This window comes from Streptomyces sp. NPDC014656 (genome assembly GCF_043084305.1).
Classification (GTDB): Bacteria; Actinomycetota; Actinomycetes; order Streptomycetales; family Streptomycetaceae; genus Streptomyces.
In genome coordinates, this window is record NZ_JBIBZN010000001.1 from 30,529 (window position 1) to 44,685 (window position 14,157).

The window sequence follows — 14,157 nt, forward strand, 5'->3', positions numbered from 1 at the left end:
GCCCCTTCCGCCCCACCGCCCCCTGGAGGAGGCCCGCCCCTACGGCAGCGCGCCCGCCCGTCGGGCCGCCACCACCGCCTCCAGCCGGGTGTGCGCCCCCAGCTTCCGCATCGCCGAGCGCAGGTAGCCCTTGACGGTCTCCGGGCGCAGCCCGAGCCGCTGGGCCGCCGCCGCGTTCGTCGCGCCCGAGGCGACCGCCGCCAGGACGTCCGTCTCGCGCGGGGTCAGCGCCACCCCCGCCACCGGCGCCGGGGCGCCGGTGGCGGACTCCAGGCGCCCGCAGACGGCGAGCAGCCGCGCCCGCAGCTCCGGGTCCCCCACCCGCGGGGCCATCGCGCGCAGCTCCCCGTAGGCGTGCCGCACCTCCTCCCACGACGGGCCGGGCGCCTGCGCCGGCTCCACCAGGCGCCGCACCTCGTCCCGCACCACCAGCGCCTGCTCCACGTCCCGGGCCGCCGCCACCGCCGCGTCGAAGACCCGCTCGCCGAGCGGCAGCGCGTCGCGCAGCGCGCCGTACAGCACCCCGCGCACCTGCCGCCGGACGACCACCGGCACCGCGATCACCGACCGCAGGCCCTCCGCCGACACCGGCAGGTCGTACTCGTGGGTGATGTGCCGGGCCACCGGGTAGTCGGTGACCGCGCAGGGCCGGGCCAGCGCCAGGCACTTCCCGCCCAGGCCGTTGCCGGGGGAGACGGTCAGCCCCCGGAGCGCCGGGGTCACCGCCCCGTGCAGCTCGGCGATCCGCAGCGGCAGCCCGCCGTCCTGCACGAGGCCGCCGAAGACCACCGGCAGCCCGCTGCCGCGCCGCAGCCGCACCAGCGCGGCGCGCAGCTCCACCGCTTCGATCCGCTCGGACACGGAAGAACACCACTCCTTCACCCCCGAACGGGGGTAGTGAGACCCGGGTCACCGATTACACGATGGGCGGGACCGGTCCCGCAATGAGGAGGACACATGACGGCTACCAGCGCGACCGAGGAGTTCCGGGCCGCCCGGGACTTCCTGCTCCGCCACCGCGAGGACTACGAGGCGGCCTACGGCGGCTTCGCCTGGCCCCGCCCCGAGCGGTTCAACTGGGCGCTGGAGTGGTTCGACGTCATCGCCGAGGGCAACGACCGCACCGCCCTGCACATCGTCGAGGAGGACGGCTCCGAGACGAAGGTGAGCTTCGCGGAGATGTCCGCCCGCTCCAACCGGGTCGCGAACTGGCTGCGCGCCCAGGGCGTCCGCGCCGGGGACCGGATCATCGTGATGCTGGGCAACCAGACCGAGCTGTGGGAGACGATGCTCGCCGCGATGAAGCTGCGCGCCGTCGTCATCCCCGCCACCCCCCTCCTCGGCCCCGCCGACCTCCGCGACCGGGTCGAGCGCGGCCACGCCCGCCACGTGATCGTCCGCGCCGAGGACACGGAGAAGTTCGCCGACGTGCCCGGCGACTACACCCGCGTCGCGATCGGCGGCGACGGGGTGAACTGGCTGGGGTACGAACACGCCGCCCGCGAGTCGGACGTCTTCGAGCCCGACGGCGTCACCCTCGCCCACGACACCCTGATGCTCTACTTCACCTCCGGCACCACCGCCCGCCCCAAGCTCGTCGAGCAGACCCACACCTCGTACCCGGTGGGCCACCTGGCGACCATGTACTGGATCGGCCTCAAGCCCGGCGACGTGCACCTCAACATCTCCTCGCCCGGCTGGGCCAAGCACGCCTGGTCCAACCTCTTCGCCCCCTGGAACGCCGAGGCGACCGTCTTCATCCACAACTACACGCGCTTCGACGCGGGCCGGCTGATGACCGAGATGGACCGCCACGGCGTCACGTCCTTCTGCGCCCCGCCCACCGTGTGGCGGATGCTCATCCAGTCCGACCCCGGCCGGCTGGTCACCCCGCCGCGCGAGGTCGTCGCCGCCGGCGAGCCGCTGAACCCGGAGGTCATCGAGGCGGTGCGGCGCGCCTGGGGCGTCACCATCCGCGACGGCTTCGGCCAGACCGAGACCGCCGTCCAGGTCTCCAACAGCCCCGGCCAGCGGCTCAAGGAGGGCTCGATGGGCCGTCCCAGCCCCGGCTACACCGTCACCCTCGTCGACCCGGTGACCGGCCGGCCGGACGCCGAGGAGGGCGAGATCTGCCTCGACCTGTCCACCCACCCGGTGGGCCTGATGACCGGCTACCACGGCGACCCGGACAAGACGGCCGAGGCGATGGCCGGCGGCTACTACCGCACCGGCGACATCGGCACCCGCGACGAGGACGGCTACATCCACTACGTGGGCCGGGCCGACGACGTCTTCAAGGCATCCGACTACAAGATCAGCCCCTTCGAGCTGGAGAGCGCGCTCCTGGAGCACGAGGCCGTCGCCGAGGCCGCCGTCGTCCCCGCCCCCGACCCGCTGCGGCTCGCCGTCCCCAAGGCGTACGTCGTCCTCGCCGAGGGCTTCAAGCCGGACGCGGAGACCGCGCGGGCCCTCTTCGCCCACTCGCGGGCCGTGCTCGCCCCGTACAAGCGGGTCCGCCGCGTCGAGTTCGCCGAACTGCCGAAGACCGTGTCCGGCAAGATCCGGCGGGTCGAGCTGCGCCGCCTCACCGCCGAAGGGGACGCCACGGGCCCGGAGTTCACCGAAGGAGACCTGGCATGACCGGCACGGAACCCTCCTACGCCCACGGGGTGGCGGACACCCCGCTGCTCGGCGACACCATCGGCGCCGACCTCGACCGGACCGTCGCCGCCTGGCCCGACCGCGAGGCCCTGGTCGACGTGGCCGCCGGACGCCGCTGGACCTACGCCGAGTTCGGCGCCGACGTCGACCGGATCGCGGGCGCGCTCCTCGGCAGCGGCGTCCGCAAGGGCGACCGGGTCGGCATCTGGGCGGTGAACCGCGCCGAGTGGGTCCTCGTCCAGTACGCCACCGCCCGCGTCGGCGCCGTCATGGTCACCATCAACCCGGCCTACCGCGCCCACGAACTCGGCTTCGTGCTGCGCCAGTCGGGGATCTCGATGCTCTTCGCCTCGCTCGCGCACAAGACCAGCGACTACCGGGCGATGGTCGAGGAGGTCCGGGCCGAATGCCCGGAGCTGCGCGAGACGGTGTACTTCGACGACGCGAGCTGGGAGGAGTTCGCGGCCCGCCCGTCGGGAGGTCTCGTCCCCGAGCCGCTCTCCGCCGACGAGCCGGTCAACATCCAGTACACCTCGGGCACCACCGGCTTCCCGAAGGGCGCCACCCTCTCCCACCACAACATCCTCAACAACGGCTACTTCGTGGGCGAGATGATCGCCTACACCGAGCGGGACCGGATCTGCGTACCGGTGCCCTTCTACCACTGCTTCGGCATGGTCATGGGCAATCTCGCGGCCACCTCGCACGGCGCCTGCATCGTCATCCCGGCCCCGTCCTTCGACCCGGCCGCGACGCTCCGCGCCGTCCAGGAGGAGCGCTGCACCTCCCTGTACGGCGTCCCGACCATGTTCATCGCGGAGCTGAACCTCCCCGACTTCGCCGCGTACGACCTCTCCACGCTGCGCACCGGCATCATGGCGGGCTCGCCGTGCCCGGTGGAGGTGATGAAGCGGGTGGTCGCCGAGATGAACATGGCGGAGGTGTCGATCTGTTACGGCATGACGGAGACCTCGCCGGTCTCCACCCAGACCCGCCGCGACGACGACCTGGAGCGGCGCACCGGCACCGTCGGCCGGGCCCTGCCGCACATCGAGGTGAAGGTGGTCGACCCGGCCACCGGCCTCACCGTGCCGCGCGGCACGGCGGGCGAGCTGTGCACCCGCGGCTACAGCGTGATGCTCGGCTACTGGGACGAGCCCGCGAAGACCGCCGAGGTCGTCGACGCGGGCCGCTGGATGCACACCGGAGACCTGGCCGTGCTGCGCGAGGACGGCTACGTCCAGATCGTCGGCCGCATCAAGGACATGATCATCCGGGGCGGCGAGAACGTGTACCCGCGCGAGATCGAGGAGTTCCTGTACGGGCACCCCAAGATCGCCGACGTGCAGGTCGTCGGCGTCCCCGACGAGCGGTACGGCGAGGAGATCCTGGCCTGCGTGATCCCGCGCGACCCGGCCGACCCGCCCACCCTCGACGAACTCACCGCCTTCTGCCGCGACCGCCTCGCCCACTACAAGGTCCCGCGCCGCGTCGAGATCCTCACCGAGTTCCCGATGACGGTCAGCGGCAAGGTCCGCAAGATCGAACTCAGGGAGCGGTACGGGGTCTAGGGCGCGGCCCGCGCGGTGGGCCGCTCCAGCTCGCGCCTCATGCAGACGCGGGGCCAGGCGGCCAGGCCGTGGGCGGCCTCGGCGCGGATGATGGCGCGCAGGCCGTCGGTCAGGCCCGGGTCGGTGTCGGTGAGCGGGCGGAAGCCGAGCCGGGCGTAGTAGGGGGCGTTCCACGGCACCTGGGTGAAGGTCGTCAGGGTCAGGGCCGTCAGGCCCCGCTCCCGGGCGGCCTCCGCCAGGTGTTCGATCAGTGCCCGGCCGACGCCCCGGCGGGCCGCGTCCGGGTGGACGGAGACCTGCTCGATGTGGGCGGCGCCGTCGACGGTGTCCGCGAGCAGGTACGCGACGGGCCGGTCGGTCCCGTCGGCCGCCACCCACGCCCGGCCCGCGGACCGGTACCCCTCCAGCACGTCCAGCGGCAGGGGTTCGTCGTCGGCGATCGCCGCCATCCCGAGGTTCCGGAAGGGTTCGCCCGCCGCGCGCTCGATGGACCGGAGCAGCGGGAGTTCGGCCGGTGAGGCCGCTCTGATGCGCATGCGCCAGTATGGCCCGGGCTCAGCGCCCGCCGGGCGTCCGGCGGCCGAACAGGCCCCCGTCGCGGGAGAAGCGCGGCAGGAACAGGGCCAGCGCGGGGTCGCCGTAGAGCGCCACGTACAGCTGGACCAGGCGGCCGTCCGTCACCTCGTGCCGGTGCGCGGGCAGCGGGTGCCGCTCCCGCAGCTCGGCCAGCAGCCGCCGGGCGGCCCGGGTCGCGGGCGGCAGCCGCCACAGCGCGAGGGCGGCCGGGAGGACCGGCGCCCCGGCGGCCAGGACGGGCGCGAGCCCCGGCCCGCCCCCCGCGCCGGCACCGGCGAGCAGCCCGGCGGCGAGCGTGACGGGGGCCGCGGCCAGCAGCAGCCGGGCGGTGCGGCGGCGCCCCGGCGGGCGCAGCAGCCCGGTGCGCCCCAGCTCGGCCCGCAGGCCGTCGACCGCCCGGCGCGCCTCGGGACGCAGGGCGAGCGCCGGCAGCGCCAGGGCGTTGCGCAGCGAGCGGTGGACGCCGAGCTGGACGGGGTCCCGGGTCCTGCCCGGTCCGCCGTTGGCCCGAATCGTGTGTTTGCGTCCCGCCGCGACCGCCCCGCGCTGGTGCAGCGCGACCAGCGCGACCGTCACCGCGGCCCGCCGCCCGCCCCGCAGCAGGGCCAGCGCCTCCGGCCCGGGCGCCGCGCCCGCGGAGCCCGTACCGGCGCCGCCGCGTGCGCGCAGCAGCGCCGCCGCCACCAGCAGTTCGGCCCAGGCGGCGCAGGCCGCCGCCGTGAACCACCACGTCCCCGTCCCCATGCCGTCCACCCCCAGGGTGTTTCTGCCCGGGGGAGCGTGATCATCACGCGTGGATGGCCGGATCCGTTCGCACGGACGGTCCGGTACGGGTCAGACGGCGCCGCCCGACGTCAGTTCGTCGGCCGCGTCGTTCACGGGCTGCGGGGTGCCGGTGAGGTCGAGGACGAAGAGCGGCAGCCCTATCTCGGCGGCGCGGGACCGGGCCTCGGGGGTGTATCCGGCGAGCGAGAAGAAGACGCCGACGGCGGAGGCGCTGAGGCCGTTCAGCCACAGGCACTCCACGGCCCGCAGTCCGGCGGGCCGGGTGCTGGGGTCGATCTGGGCGACGAGCCCGGGCCCGCGCAGGTCCACCCCGGAGGAGTGCCGGTCCTCCGGCTGCACGATCTCCCGGAAGCCGAGCCAGTGCAGGTACGAGGCCGCCGCGGCGACCGCGTCCCGCGCCGTCCTGATCGTCACCGGACGGAACGCGCCCCGCACCGGGGCGGGCCGCGGCGCGGTCGGCGGCAGCGGGATGTGCGCGGGGTAGCGCTCGGCGAAGGACCGGGGCGGCGCCCCGAACCAGTCGGAGACGGGCGGGGCGGGTGCGGCGGGCGCCGCGGGCCGCTCGCCGGCGCTCTCCTCGCCCGGCAGGTCACCGCTCCGGCCACCGCCGCCGTCACCGCCGCGGGTCTCGCCGCGTTCCTCCTCCGGGACCTCGCCGGCCGGGACGGCGAAGGGGCCGGCGGGGGCGCCGAGGGGCCCGGGGCCCGCGGAGCCGTCCGGCGCGTACGCCCCGGGACCGTGCCGCTCGGAGCCGTACCCCTCCTCGGGCGGGCCGGCCGGCCCGGTGGCCGCGGCGGGCGCCCCCGACGGGTCTTCGACCGGGGCGACCGGGATCCGCAGCACCGCCCCGCAGGCGCAGCCCAGCTCCGGCTGCGGCCACTCGTCCTCGCGGCCGCAGTCGGCGCAGCGCACGGTGACCCACGCGTCCAGCCAGGTCCGGTGCCGGATCGGTTCGGCGGGCGCGCCCGGGAGCAGCGGCGCGGCGACGGGGCTGCCGCAGGCACAGGGGAGGACGGGGGCCGCGTACGTATGACTCCGGCGGCACTCCGGGCAGCGCACCGACACCGACTCACCCACACCGAACCCCCTCTTCCCGTCCTCCCATCGTCCACCAATCCGGCCGCGCGGGGGTGCGACTTCGGCCATCGGGAGGGGGCCGTAGGGGTCCGCGGGTGCCCGCCTGACGGTCGGTCCCTTGACGGCTTCCCGACCCCGACCTACATTGCTTCCGTATAGCAGAACAGTTCTTCCGCATTACGGAAACAGGATCGGGCGGCCCGCCCGGGTCCTGCGACCGACCGGCCGAAGCAGGAGCACTCCCATGCCTCGTATGACCGCCGCCGCAGCGGCCGTTGAGATCCTCAAGCGCGAAGGCGTCACCAACGCGTTCGGCGTGCCCGGCGCGGCGATCAACCCCTTCTACCGCGAGCTCAAGAACGTCGGCGGCGTCAGCCACACGCTGGCCCGCCACGTCGAGGGCGCCTCCCACATGGCCGAGGGCTACACCCGCGCCAAGGCCGGCAACATCGGCGTCTGCATCGGTACCTCCGGCCCCGCCGGCACCGACATGATCACCGGCCTGTACTCGGCGATCGCCGACTCCATCCCGATCCTGTGCATCACCGGCCAGGCCCCGGTCTCGAAGCTCCACAAGGAGGACTTCCAGGCCGTCGACATCGCCGCGATCGCCAAGCCCGTCACCAAGGCGGCCACCACCGTCCTGGAGGCCGCGCAGGTCCCCGGCGTCTTCCAGCAGGCCTTCCACCTGATGCGCTCCGGCCGTCCCGGCCCGGTCCTCATCGACCTGCCGATCGACGTCCAGCTCACCGAGATCGAGTTCGACCCCGAGACCTACGAGCCGCTGCCGGTCTACAAGCCGTCCGCGACCCGCGCCCAGGCCGAGAAGGCGCTGAGCTTCCTCCTGGAGTCCGAGCGCCCGCTGATCGTCGCCGGCGGCGGCATCATCAACGCCGACGCCACCGACCTCCTCGTCGAGTTCGCCGAGCTGACGAACATCCCGGTCATCTCCACCCTCATGGGCTGGGGCACCATCCCGGACGACCACGAGCTCGCCGCCGGCATGGTCGGCGTCCAGACCGCGCACCGCTACGGCAACGCGACCTTCCTGGAGTCCGACGTCGTCATCGGCATCGGCAACCGCTGGGCCAACCGCCACACCGGCTACAACCTCGACGCCTACACGGCCGGCCGGAAGTTCGTCCACGTCGACATCGAGCCCACCCAGCTCGGCAAGATCTTCGCGCCGGACTACGGCATCGCCTCCGACGCCAAGGCCGCCCTGGAGCTCTTCGTCGCCATCGCCAAGGAGTGGAAGGCCGAGGGCAAGCTCCCCGACTTCACCGCCTGGGCCGCCTCCGCGCAGGAGCGCAAGGCCACCCTCCAGCGCCGCACGCACTTCGACGACGTGCCGATCAAGCCGCAGCGCGTCTACGAGGAGATGAACAAGGCCTTCGGCCCGGAGACCCGGTACGTCACCACCATCGGCCTCTCCCAGATCGCCGCCGCGCAGTTCCTCCACGTCTACAAGCCGCGCCACTGGATCAACTGCGGCCAGGCCGGCCCGCTCGGCTGGACCATCCCCGCCGCCATCGGCGCCGCCACCGCCGACCCGGAGACCCCGGTCGTCGCGCTCTCCGGCGACTACGACTTCCAGTTCATGATCGAGGAGCTGGCGGTCGCCGCCCAGCACAAGGTCCCCTACGTCCACGTCCTCGTGAACAACGCCTACCTCGGCCTCATCCGGCAGGCGCAGGGCGGCCTCGGCATCAACTTCGAGGTCAACCTCGAGTTCGAGAACATCAACACCCCCGAGATCGGCGTCTACGGCGTCGACCACGTCAAGGTCGCCGAGGGCCTCGGCGTCAAGGCGATCCGCGTCGAGGACCCGGCCGAGCTGGGCGAGGCCCTGGAGCGGGCCAAGAAGATGGCCGTCGAGTTCCAGGTCCCGGTCGTCGTCGAGGCGATCCTGGAGCGCATCACCAACATCGCGATGAGCAAGACCGTCGACATGAGCGACGTCACCGAGTTCGAGGACCTGGCCACCGAGCCGGGCCACGCGCCCACCGCGATCAAGCCGCTCGCGGTCTGACCGCCCGGGCCCTTCCCGGCCCGCCCGCGCCCGCGCCCGCCCGCACCCGTCGTCCACGTGACGGGTGCGGGCGGGCGCGCCGCGTTAGCGTGGAGCCCCGCGGGGCGGATCCCCGCCCCGGACGAGGAGAGCACCATGAGCGCCGTGCCCACCGTGACCCGCCTGGTCACCCACGTCGAGCTGAACGAGGCCCGCACCACCGGCCGGCAGCTGGACGCGTCGGCCCGGCTGGAGGCCGAACTCTCCGACGGACGCGCCCTGGTCCTCCTCGACGACCGGGGCTGGGCCGAGAGCGTCGTGGGCGACGTCGCGATCAGGGACTTCCTCACGGCGGAATCCGTGGCGGAGACCGCCCGCACGGTCGTCGGCCCCGACGAGCCCTACGGCGACGAGACCCGGGAGCGGGCGGAGGCCGCCCACTGGGGAGCCCTCGCCGACCGCCTCACCCGCCAGGGCGTACCCGCCGACGCCGCCGCCCTCGCGTCCCTCCCGCACGACGTCGTCCTCGGCGAACGCCTGCGCGCCTGGGCCGGCTTCTAGGATCCGCCCGGCCGCGCCCGCACGAGCACGGCCCCCGCCTCCGTCCACTGGTACAGCACCGAGCGCCCCGCCCGTCCGCGCCGCACCAGCCCGGCGTCGTGCAGCACCTTCAGGTGGCGCCCCACCGAACCCAGCCCCTGCCCGGTCAGCGCGACCAACTGGCTGGTGGAGAGCGGCGATTCGAGACGCAGCAGCACGCCGGCCCGGGCCGGGCCCAGGAGCGCGCCCAGCGCCTGCGGGACCGCCGGGCCCGCCCCGCCCGCCAGAACTCCCGCGCAGGGATAGACGATCGCGTACCGCTCGTCCCCCTCCCGCGACACGTCCCAGGACACCCAGCCCGTCGCCGGCGTCACCGGAACCAGCAGCAGCCGCCCGCCGTCGACCGAACGCGGCGGATAGTCGCGGGCGTTGACCTGGATCCTGCCGTCGCCCAGCCAGCGGGTCCTCCCCGGGCACAGCTCGTCCAGCGCCGCCGCCCAGCCGTTCCGCGCCAGCCGCGCGGTCCTGGCCGTCACATCGGCCTCCATCACCCGCCGCCGGCGCGGCCACTCCGGCAGCACCGTCTCCCGCCACACCCACTCCAGGAGCTCCGCGAGCCGCCCCGGCAGATCGCGCGCCGAGGCCAGCGGCTCCGGCACGGGGCCGGCGAGCGTGACCTCCAGATCGGCGAGCGCGACGGCCGGTTCGGTGGCGCGGACCACCGCCACCTCCTCCTCGAAGCTCCGCTCGCCGTCGCCCGGCGGGGTGGGCGTCAGGAAGTCCGCGTTCCAGGTGGAGCTGATCGCCGCCCGGAGCAGCAGCCCGTCCAGCGGTTCCGCCGCGATCCGCGCCCGGTACGCCGGCAGGTGCTCCGCCAGCCACGCCCGCTCGCCCGGATGCCCGGCCCGCTCCGCGCGCAGCGCCTTCAGCGCCGCGACGGTCTCGGCGAGCGGCGAGACGACGAACCTGCCGCCCGCGAGCGTGTCCGCCCCGATCCGCCACCACCCCACGCGCGCCCCGCCCTCTCCGGTCCTCCGGGCCCTCTCCGGCCCTCCCGGTCCTCCGCCTCCAGGGCCTTCCGCGCCCGCGAGCTTTCGCCCTCCCGCGAAACATTACCGGCGCGCGCGGGGGCTCCCCAGAATCCCGGCATGCCCCTTTCCCCGCCCCTGTCCGGGGCCTCCGCCATGCCCCGCTACCGCGACCTGCTCCGCACGCCCGAGTTCACGCCCCTCTTCCTCGCCGGGTCCGCGCAGGTCGCCGCGCAGACCGTCGCCGGGCTCGGGCTGGCCACGCTCGTGTTCCGGGCCACCGGGTCGCCGCTGCTCAGCGCCCTCGCGATGTTCGGGCCCTCGCTGGCGCAGCTGCTCGGCGCCACCACGCTGCTGTCCGCGGCCGACCGGCTGCCGCCCCGTACCGCGCTCGCCGTCGTCGCGGTCGTCTTCGCGGCGGGGACGGCCGTCCAGGCCCTGCCCGGGATGCCGCTCGGCGCCGCCTTCGGGCTCCTGGCCGTGCTCGGGGTCGTCGGCTCGCTCGGCGGGGGAGTGCGGCTCGGGCTGCTCGGCGAGATCGTGCCCCGCGAGCGGTACCTGCTCGGGCGCGCGGTGATGAACATGGCGGTCGGCCTCTGCCAGATCGCCGGCTTCGCCGCCGGCGGCGTGCTCCTGGCCGTGCTCTCCCCGCGCGGCACCCTCCTCGCGGGCGCCGCCCTCTACCTGCTCGCCGCGCTCCTCTACCGCTTCGGGCTCACCGCCCGCCCGCCCCGCGCCGCCGGGCGTCCCTCGCCCGCCGAGACCTGGCGCGCCAACGCCCGGCTGCTCGCCGACCGGCCCCGCCGGCTGCTGTACCTCGCGCTGTGGGTGCCGAACGGGCTGATCGTCGGCTGCGAGGCGCTCTTCGTCGCGTACGCCCCCGACCGCGCGGGCCTGCTCTTCGCCTGCGCCGCCGTCGGCATGCTGGCGGGGGACACCGTCGTCGGCCGGTTCGTGCCGGCGCGGCTGCGGACGCGGCTCGCCGCACCCCTCCAGGCCCTGCTGGCGGCCCCGTACCTGCTCTTCGCGCTCGGTACGGGGCTGCCGCGGGCGGTGGCGGCGGCGGCCGTGGCCGTCTCCGCGGTCGGCTACGGCGCGAGCCTGCTGTACCAGGAGCGGCTGCTCGCGCTCGTCCCGGAGGAGTCGAGCGGGCACGCGCTCGGCCTGCACGGCTCGGGGATGCTCGCCTGCCAGGGCCTCGCGGCGGCCCTGGCGGGCGGACTCGCCCAGCTCACCTCGCCGGCGACGGCGATGGCCCTCCTCGCGGCGGCCTCGCTCGCCGTCACCGCCGCCCTCACCGCGGGGCTGTCGAGCGCAGCACCACGGTCTCCTCGCACGGCCCGTCGGCGAACAGCTTGAGCGCCTCCATCTCGTCCTTGTCCACCGTGAGCCCCCAGCGCAGCTTGGTGCCCACCCACTCGCCGACGTAGCGGCAGTAGGCGGCGCTGCCGTCGGGCACCCACTCCGCCGGGTCCTGTCCGGCCTTGGCCTTCTGGCTGCGGGCGGTGACGGCGACCAGACCGGCCGCGGCGCCCTGGTCGTTGGCGAACGCCGCCCGCCGGGCCGCCGTCCAGCCGGACGCGCCCGAGGCCCACGCCTCCGCCAGGGGGACGAGGTGGTCGACGCGGAGCAGGGCCGGGTCGGTGACGCTCTGGCCGTCGTAGTACGAGGTCCACCGGCCGCCGGTCAGGGCGCAGCCGTCGCCGACGACGGGCGCCTCGACGGCCTCGGCGAGCAGCACCTCGGCGCGGGTGTCGCAGCCGTCGGTGGCGTCGAGGCCCCCGTCCCAGTGGGGGAAGGCCGACTCCTGGTACCCCTGCGGGCCCTCGGTGGCCTCGGTCAGTTCGGCGAGCGCGTCGGGAAAGAGCTGGACGCCGGCGGAGGCGGCCGGGACGGGGGCGGCGAGCGGGGACAGGACGAGGGCGAGCGGGACGAGCCCGCGCATCAGGTTCTTGATCACGTACGGCTGGATAGCGCGGCCCCGGGGGCGCACGGGGGCCGAATCGCGGTGCGCTCCGCCGAGCGGGTGCGGATCTTCACCGCAGAAACGATGCGGTGTCGGGGGGTGCGCCCGCACGGCGAAAGAGCGCGGAACCAGGGACCGTAAACCTGGTTCCGCGCTCTCGTCCGGTGACCGCCCGACGGTGCGAGGCTGGCGCGACAGGACGTTCGCACCGCCGGGCGGAGTCCGTGTGCTCCCCCTGGAGGGGAGGGCGTGGGGACCGCGGCGGCCACGGCGGACGCTTCGGCCGGTCCCTTCCTTCAGGTCTGGAAGGGGGCCTGGCGTCCTGGCCACCGCACTGGCTCGCGGCCACCGCGGTCTCACGCTGTCCATGAACACCGGCCACCCCTCATCCGGGCCGGTGTTCCGGACGGCGTACGGCATTGACCTCCCGTCAGATGCCGTACGCGGTCTGGGAATCCGAGACGACTAGTCCTCGCGCAGGGCGCGGACCGCCTCCTCGACCCGCTTGCCGTACTCGGCGTCGGCCGCGGCGAAGTGGGCGAGGTTCTTCTCGATGACGTCCTCGCGGGACACCTGGGAGAGACCGCCGGCGATGTTGGCGATCAGACGGCTCTTCTCCTCCTCCGACATCAGGCGGTACAGCTCGCCGGCCTGGAAGAAGTCGTCGTCCTTGGTGTGCTGCGGGGCCGCGTGGGTGCCGGTCCAGCCGTGGATCGCGAGCGGCGCGGAGAGCGGCGTGTCGGTCTGGGCCGGGCCCTGGTAGGAGTTGGGCTCGTAGTTCTTGTCGTACCGCGAGCCGTTGCGGGTGGCCATGGCGCCGTCCCGGCCGTAGTTCTCGGCGACGGTCGCCTTGGGGGCGTTCACCGGGAGCTGGGTGTGGTTGACGCCGAGGCGGTAGCGGTGGGCGTCCGCGTAGGCGAAGAGGCGGCCCTGGAGCATCTTGTCCGGCGAGGGACCGATGCCCGGCACGAAGTTGTTCGGGGAGAACGCGGCCTGCTCGACCTCGGCGAAGACGTTGTCCGGGTTCCGGTCGAGGACCATGCGGCCCACGCGCTGGAGCGGGTAGTCGGCGTGCGGCCACACCTTGGTGAGGTCGAACGGGTTGAAGCGGTACTCGGCGGCCTCGGCGGCCGGCATGACCTGCACGTACAGGGTCCAGGAGGGGGTGACGCCGCGCTCGATGGCCTGGAGCAGGTCGGTCTGGTGCGAGTTGGCGTCCTTGCCGACGAGCTCGGCGGCCTGGTCGGCGGAGAGGGAGCGGATGCCCTGGTTCGTCTTGAAGTGGTACTTGACGAAGAAGGCCTCGCCCGCCTCGTTGGTCCACTGGTAGGTGTGCGAGCCGTAGCCGTTCATGTGACGGTACGAGGCCGGGATGCCGCGGTCGCCCATGAGCCAGGTGATCTGGTGGGTGGCCTCGGGGGCGTGCGCCCAGAAGTCCCAGACGTTGTCCGGCTCCTGCTTGCCCGTGAAGGGGTCGCGCTTCTGGGAGTGGATGAAGTCGGGGAACTTGATCGGGTCCTTGATGAAGAACACCGGGGTGTTGTTGCCGACGAGGTCGTAGTTGCCCTCGGCGGTGTAGAACTTCACCGCGAAGCCGCGCGGGTCGCGGACCGCGTCCGCGCCGCCCAGCGAGTCGGCCACGGTGGAGAAGCGGATGAAGAGCTCCGTCTTCTTGCCCACCTCGGAGAGGAAGTCGGCCTTGGTGAAGCCGGTGACGTCGTCGGTCACCTCGAAGTAGCCGTACGCGCCGGAGCCGCGGGCGTGCACCACGCGCTCCGGGATCCGCTCACGGTTGAAGCGCGCGAGCTTCTCCAGCAGGTGCTGGTCCTGGAGGAGGAGGGGGCCACCGACGCCGGCGGTGGCGGAGTTCTGGTTGTCGGCGACGGGGGCGCCGGACTCGGTCGTAAGCACGCGCTTCGACATGGTGGCCTTTCCCTACAT

12 protein-coding genes are annotated in these 14,157 nt (G+C 74.2%); 5 read left to right on the plus strand and 7 right to left on the minus strand.

Annotated elements, in window-relative coordinates; genetic code table 11:
• Window positions 1-39: 39 nt before the first annotated feature.
• A complete protein-coding gene (locus tag ACF1ED_RS00145; RefSeq protein ID WP_391756096.1) occupies window positions 40-861 on the minus strand; it encodes a LuxR C-terminal-related transcriptional regulator in 822 nt (273 codons plus the stop codon).
• 96 nt (window positions 862-957) lie between these two features.
• On the opposite strand from ACF1ED_RS00145, the gene ACF1ED_RS00150 reads away from it, so the two are divergent.
• Both ACF1ED_RS00150 and ACF1ED_RS00155 read left to right on the plus strand, forming a co-directional pair.
• Window positions 958-2,640 carry an AMP-binding protein gene (locus ACF1ED_RS00150; protein ID WP_391756097.1) on the plus strand — a complete coding sequence of 561 codons (1,683 nt, stop codon included), beginning with the start codon at window positions 958-960 and terminating at the stop codon, window positions 2,638-2,640.
• Entirely contained in the window at window positions 2,637-4,232 is a 1,596-nt protein-coding gene (locus ACF1ED_RS00155; RefSeq protein ID WP_391756098.1) for an AMP-binding protein, read from the plus strand. The genes ACF1ED_RS00150 and ACF1ED_RS00155 overlap by 4 nt, the downstream gene beginning before the upstream one ends.
• On the opposite strand, the gene ACF1ED_RS00160 is transcribed toward ACF1ED_RS00155, so the two are convergent.
• From ACF1ED_RS00160 to ACF1ED_RS00170, 3 genes are all read right to left on the minus strand, one after another.
• Window positions 4,229-4,768 carry a GNAT family N-acetyltransferase gene (locus tag ACF1ED_RS00160; protein ID WP_391756099.1) on the minus strand — a complete coding sequence of 180 codons (540 nt, stop codon included), beginning with the start codon at window positions 4,766-4,768 and terminating at the stop codon, window positions 4,229-4,231. The genes ACF1ED_RS00155 and ACF1ED_RS00160 overlap by 4 nt on opposite strands.
• 19 nt (window positions 4,769-4,787) lie before the next feature.
• Window positions 4,788-5,552, minus strand: coding sequence for a TIGR04222 domain-containing membrane protein (locus tag ACF1ED_RS00165; protein ID WP_391756100.1), 765 nt, complete (start codon window positions 5,550-5,552; stop codon window positions 4,788-4,790).
• 90 nt (window positions 5,553-5,642) lie between these two features.
• Window positions 5,643-6,524: a hypothetical protein gene (locus ACF1ED_RS00170; RefSeq protein WP_391756782.1), complete on the minus strand. Its 882-nt coding sequence runs from the start codon at window positions 6,522-6,524 to the stop codon at window positions 5,643-5,645.
• 391 nt (window positions 6,525-6,915) lie between these two features.
• Between ACF1ED_RS00170 and gcl the strand changes: the two genes are divergently transcribed.
• Both gcl and ACF1ED_RS00180 read left to right on the plus strand, forming a co-directional pair.
• The gene (gene gcl / locus ACF1ED_RS00175) at window positions 6,916-8,703 is read left to right on the plus strand and encodes a glyoxylate carboligase (protein ID WP_391756101.1); all 1,788 of its coding nucleotides are present in this window, start codon (window positions 6,916-6,918) and stop codon (window positions 8,701-8,703) included.
• A 135-nt stretch (window positions 8,704-8,838) separates the two neighbouring features.
• Complete coding sequence (locus tag ACF1ED_RS00180) at window positions 8,839-9,243, plus strand: hypothetical protein (protein WP_391756102.1); 405 nt, start codon at window positions 8,839-8,841, stop codon at window positions 9,241-9,243.
• Here ACF1ED_RS00180 and ACF1ED_RS00185 read toward each other — a convergent pair.
• Entirely contained in the window at window positions 9,240-10,232 is a 993-nt protein-coding gene (locus ACF1ED_RS00185) for an ArsR family transcriptional regulator (protein WP_391756103.1), read from the minus strand. The two genes, ACF1ED_RS00180 and ACF1ED_RS00185, sit on opposite strands and share 4 nt — an antisense overlap.
• Window positions 10,233-10,406: 174 nt before the next feature.
• Between ACF1ED_RS00185 and ACF1ED_RS00190 the strand changes: the two genes are divergently transcribed.
• Window positions 10,407-11,609 carry an MFS transporter gene (locus ACF1ED_RS00190; protein WP_391756783.1) on the plus strand — a complete coding sequence of 401 codons (1,203 nt, stop codon included), beginning with the start codon at window positions 10,407-10,409 and terminating at the stop codon, window positions 11,607-11,609.
• Here the strand turns inward: ACF1ED_RS00190 and ACF1ED_RS00195 are convergent.
• A complete protein-coding gene (locus ACF1ED_RS00195) occupies window positions 11,545-12,210 on the minus strand; it encodes an HNH endonuclease (protein ID WP_391756104.1) in 666 nt (221 codons plus the stop codon). The genes ACF1ED_RS00190 and ACF1ED_RS00195 overlap by 65 nt on opposite strands.
• Before the next feature lie 471 nt (window positions 12,211-12,681).
• A complete protein-coding gene (locus ACF1ED_RS00200; RefSeq protein WP_391756105.1) occupies window positions 12,682-14,139 on the minus strand; it encodes a catalase in 1,458 nt (485 codons plus the stop codon).
• Window positions 14,140-14,157 lie beyond the last annotated feature (18 nt).

Bases quoted from the DNA above. Each gene is read 5' to 3' on its own strand.
- ACF1ED_RS00150 (WP_391756097.1), top strand. From the start codon at position 958: ATGACGGCTACCAGCGCGACCGAGGAGTTCCGGGCCGCCCGGGACTTC.
- ACF1ED_RS00155 (WP_391756098.1), top strand. From the start codon at position 2,637: ATGACCGGCACGGAACCCTCCTACGCCCACGGGGTGGCGGACACCCCG.
- ACF1ED_RS00160 (WP_391756099.1), bottom strand. From the start codon at position 4,768: ATGCGCATCAGAGCGGCCTCACCGGCCGAACTCCCGCTGCTCCGGTCC.
- ACF1ED_RS00165 (WP_391756100.1), bottom strand. From the start codon at position 5,552: ATGGGGACGGGGACGTGGTGGTTCACGGCGGCGGCCTGCGCCGCCTGG.
- gcl (WP_391756101.1), top strand. From the start codon at position 6,916: ATGCCTCGTATGACCGCCGCCGCAGCGGCCGTTGAGATCCTCAAGCGC.
- ACF1ED_RS00180 (WP_391756102.1), top strand. From the start codon at position 8,839: ATGAGCGCCGTGCCCACCGTGACCCGCCTGGTCACCCACGTCGAGCTG.
- ACF1ED_RS00190 (WP_391756783.1), top strand. From the start codon at position 10,407: ATGCCCCGCTACCGCGACCTGCTCCGCACGCCCGAGTTCACGCCCCTC.
- ACF1ED_RS00200 (WP_391756105.1), bottom strand. From the start codon at position 14,139: ATGTCGAAGCGCGTGCTTACGACCGAGTCCGGCGCCCCCGTCGCCGAC.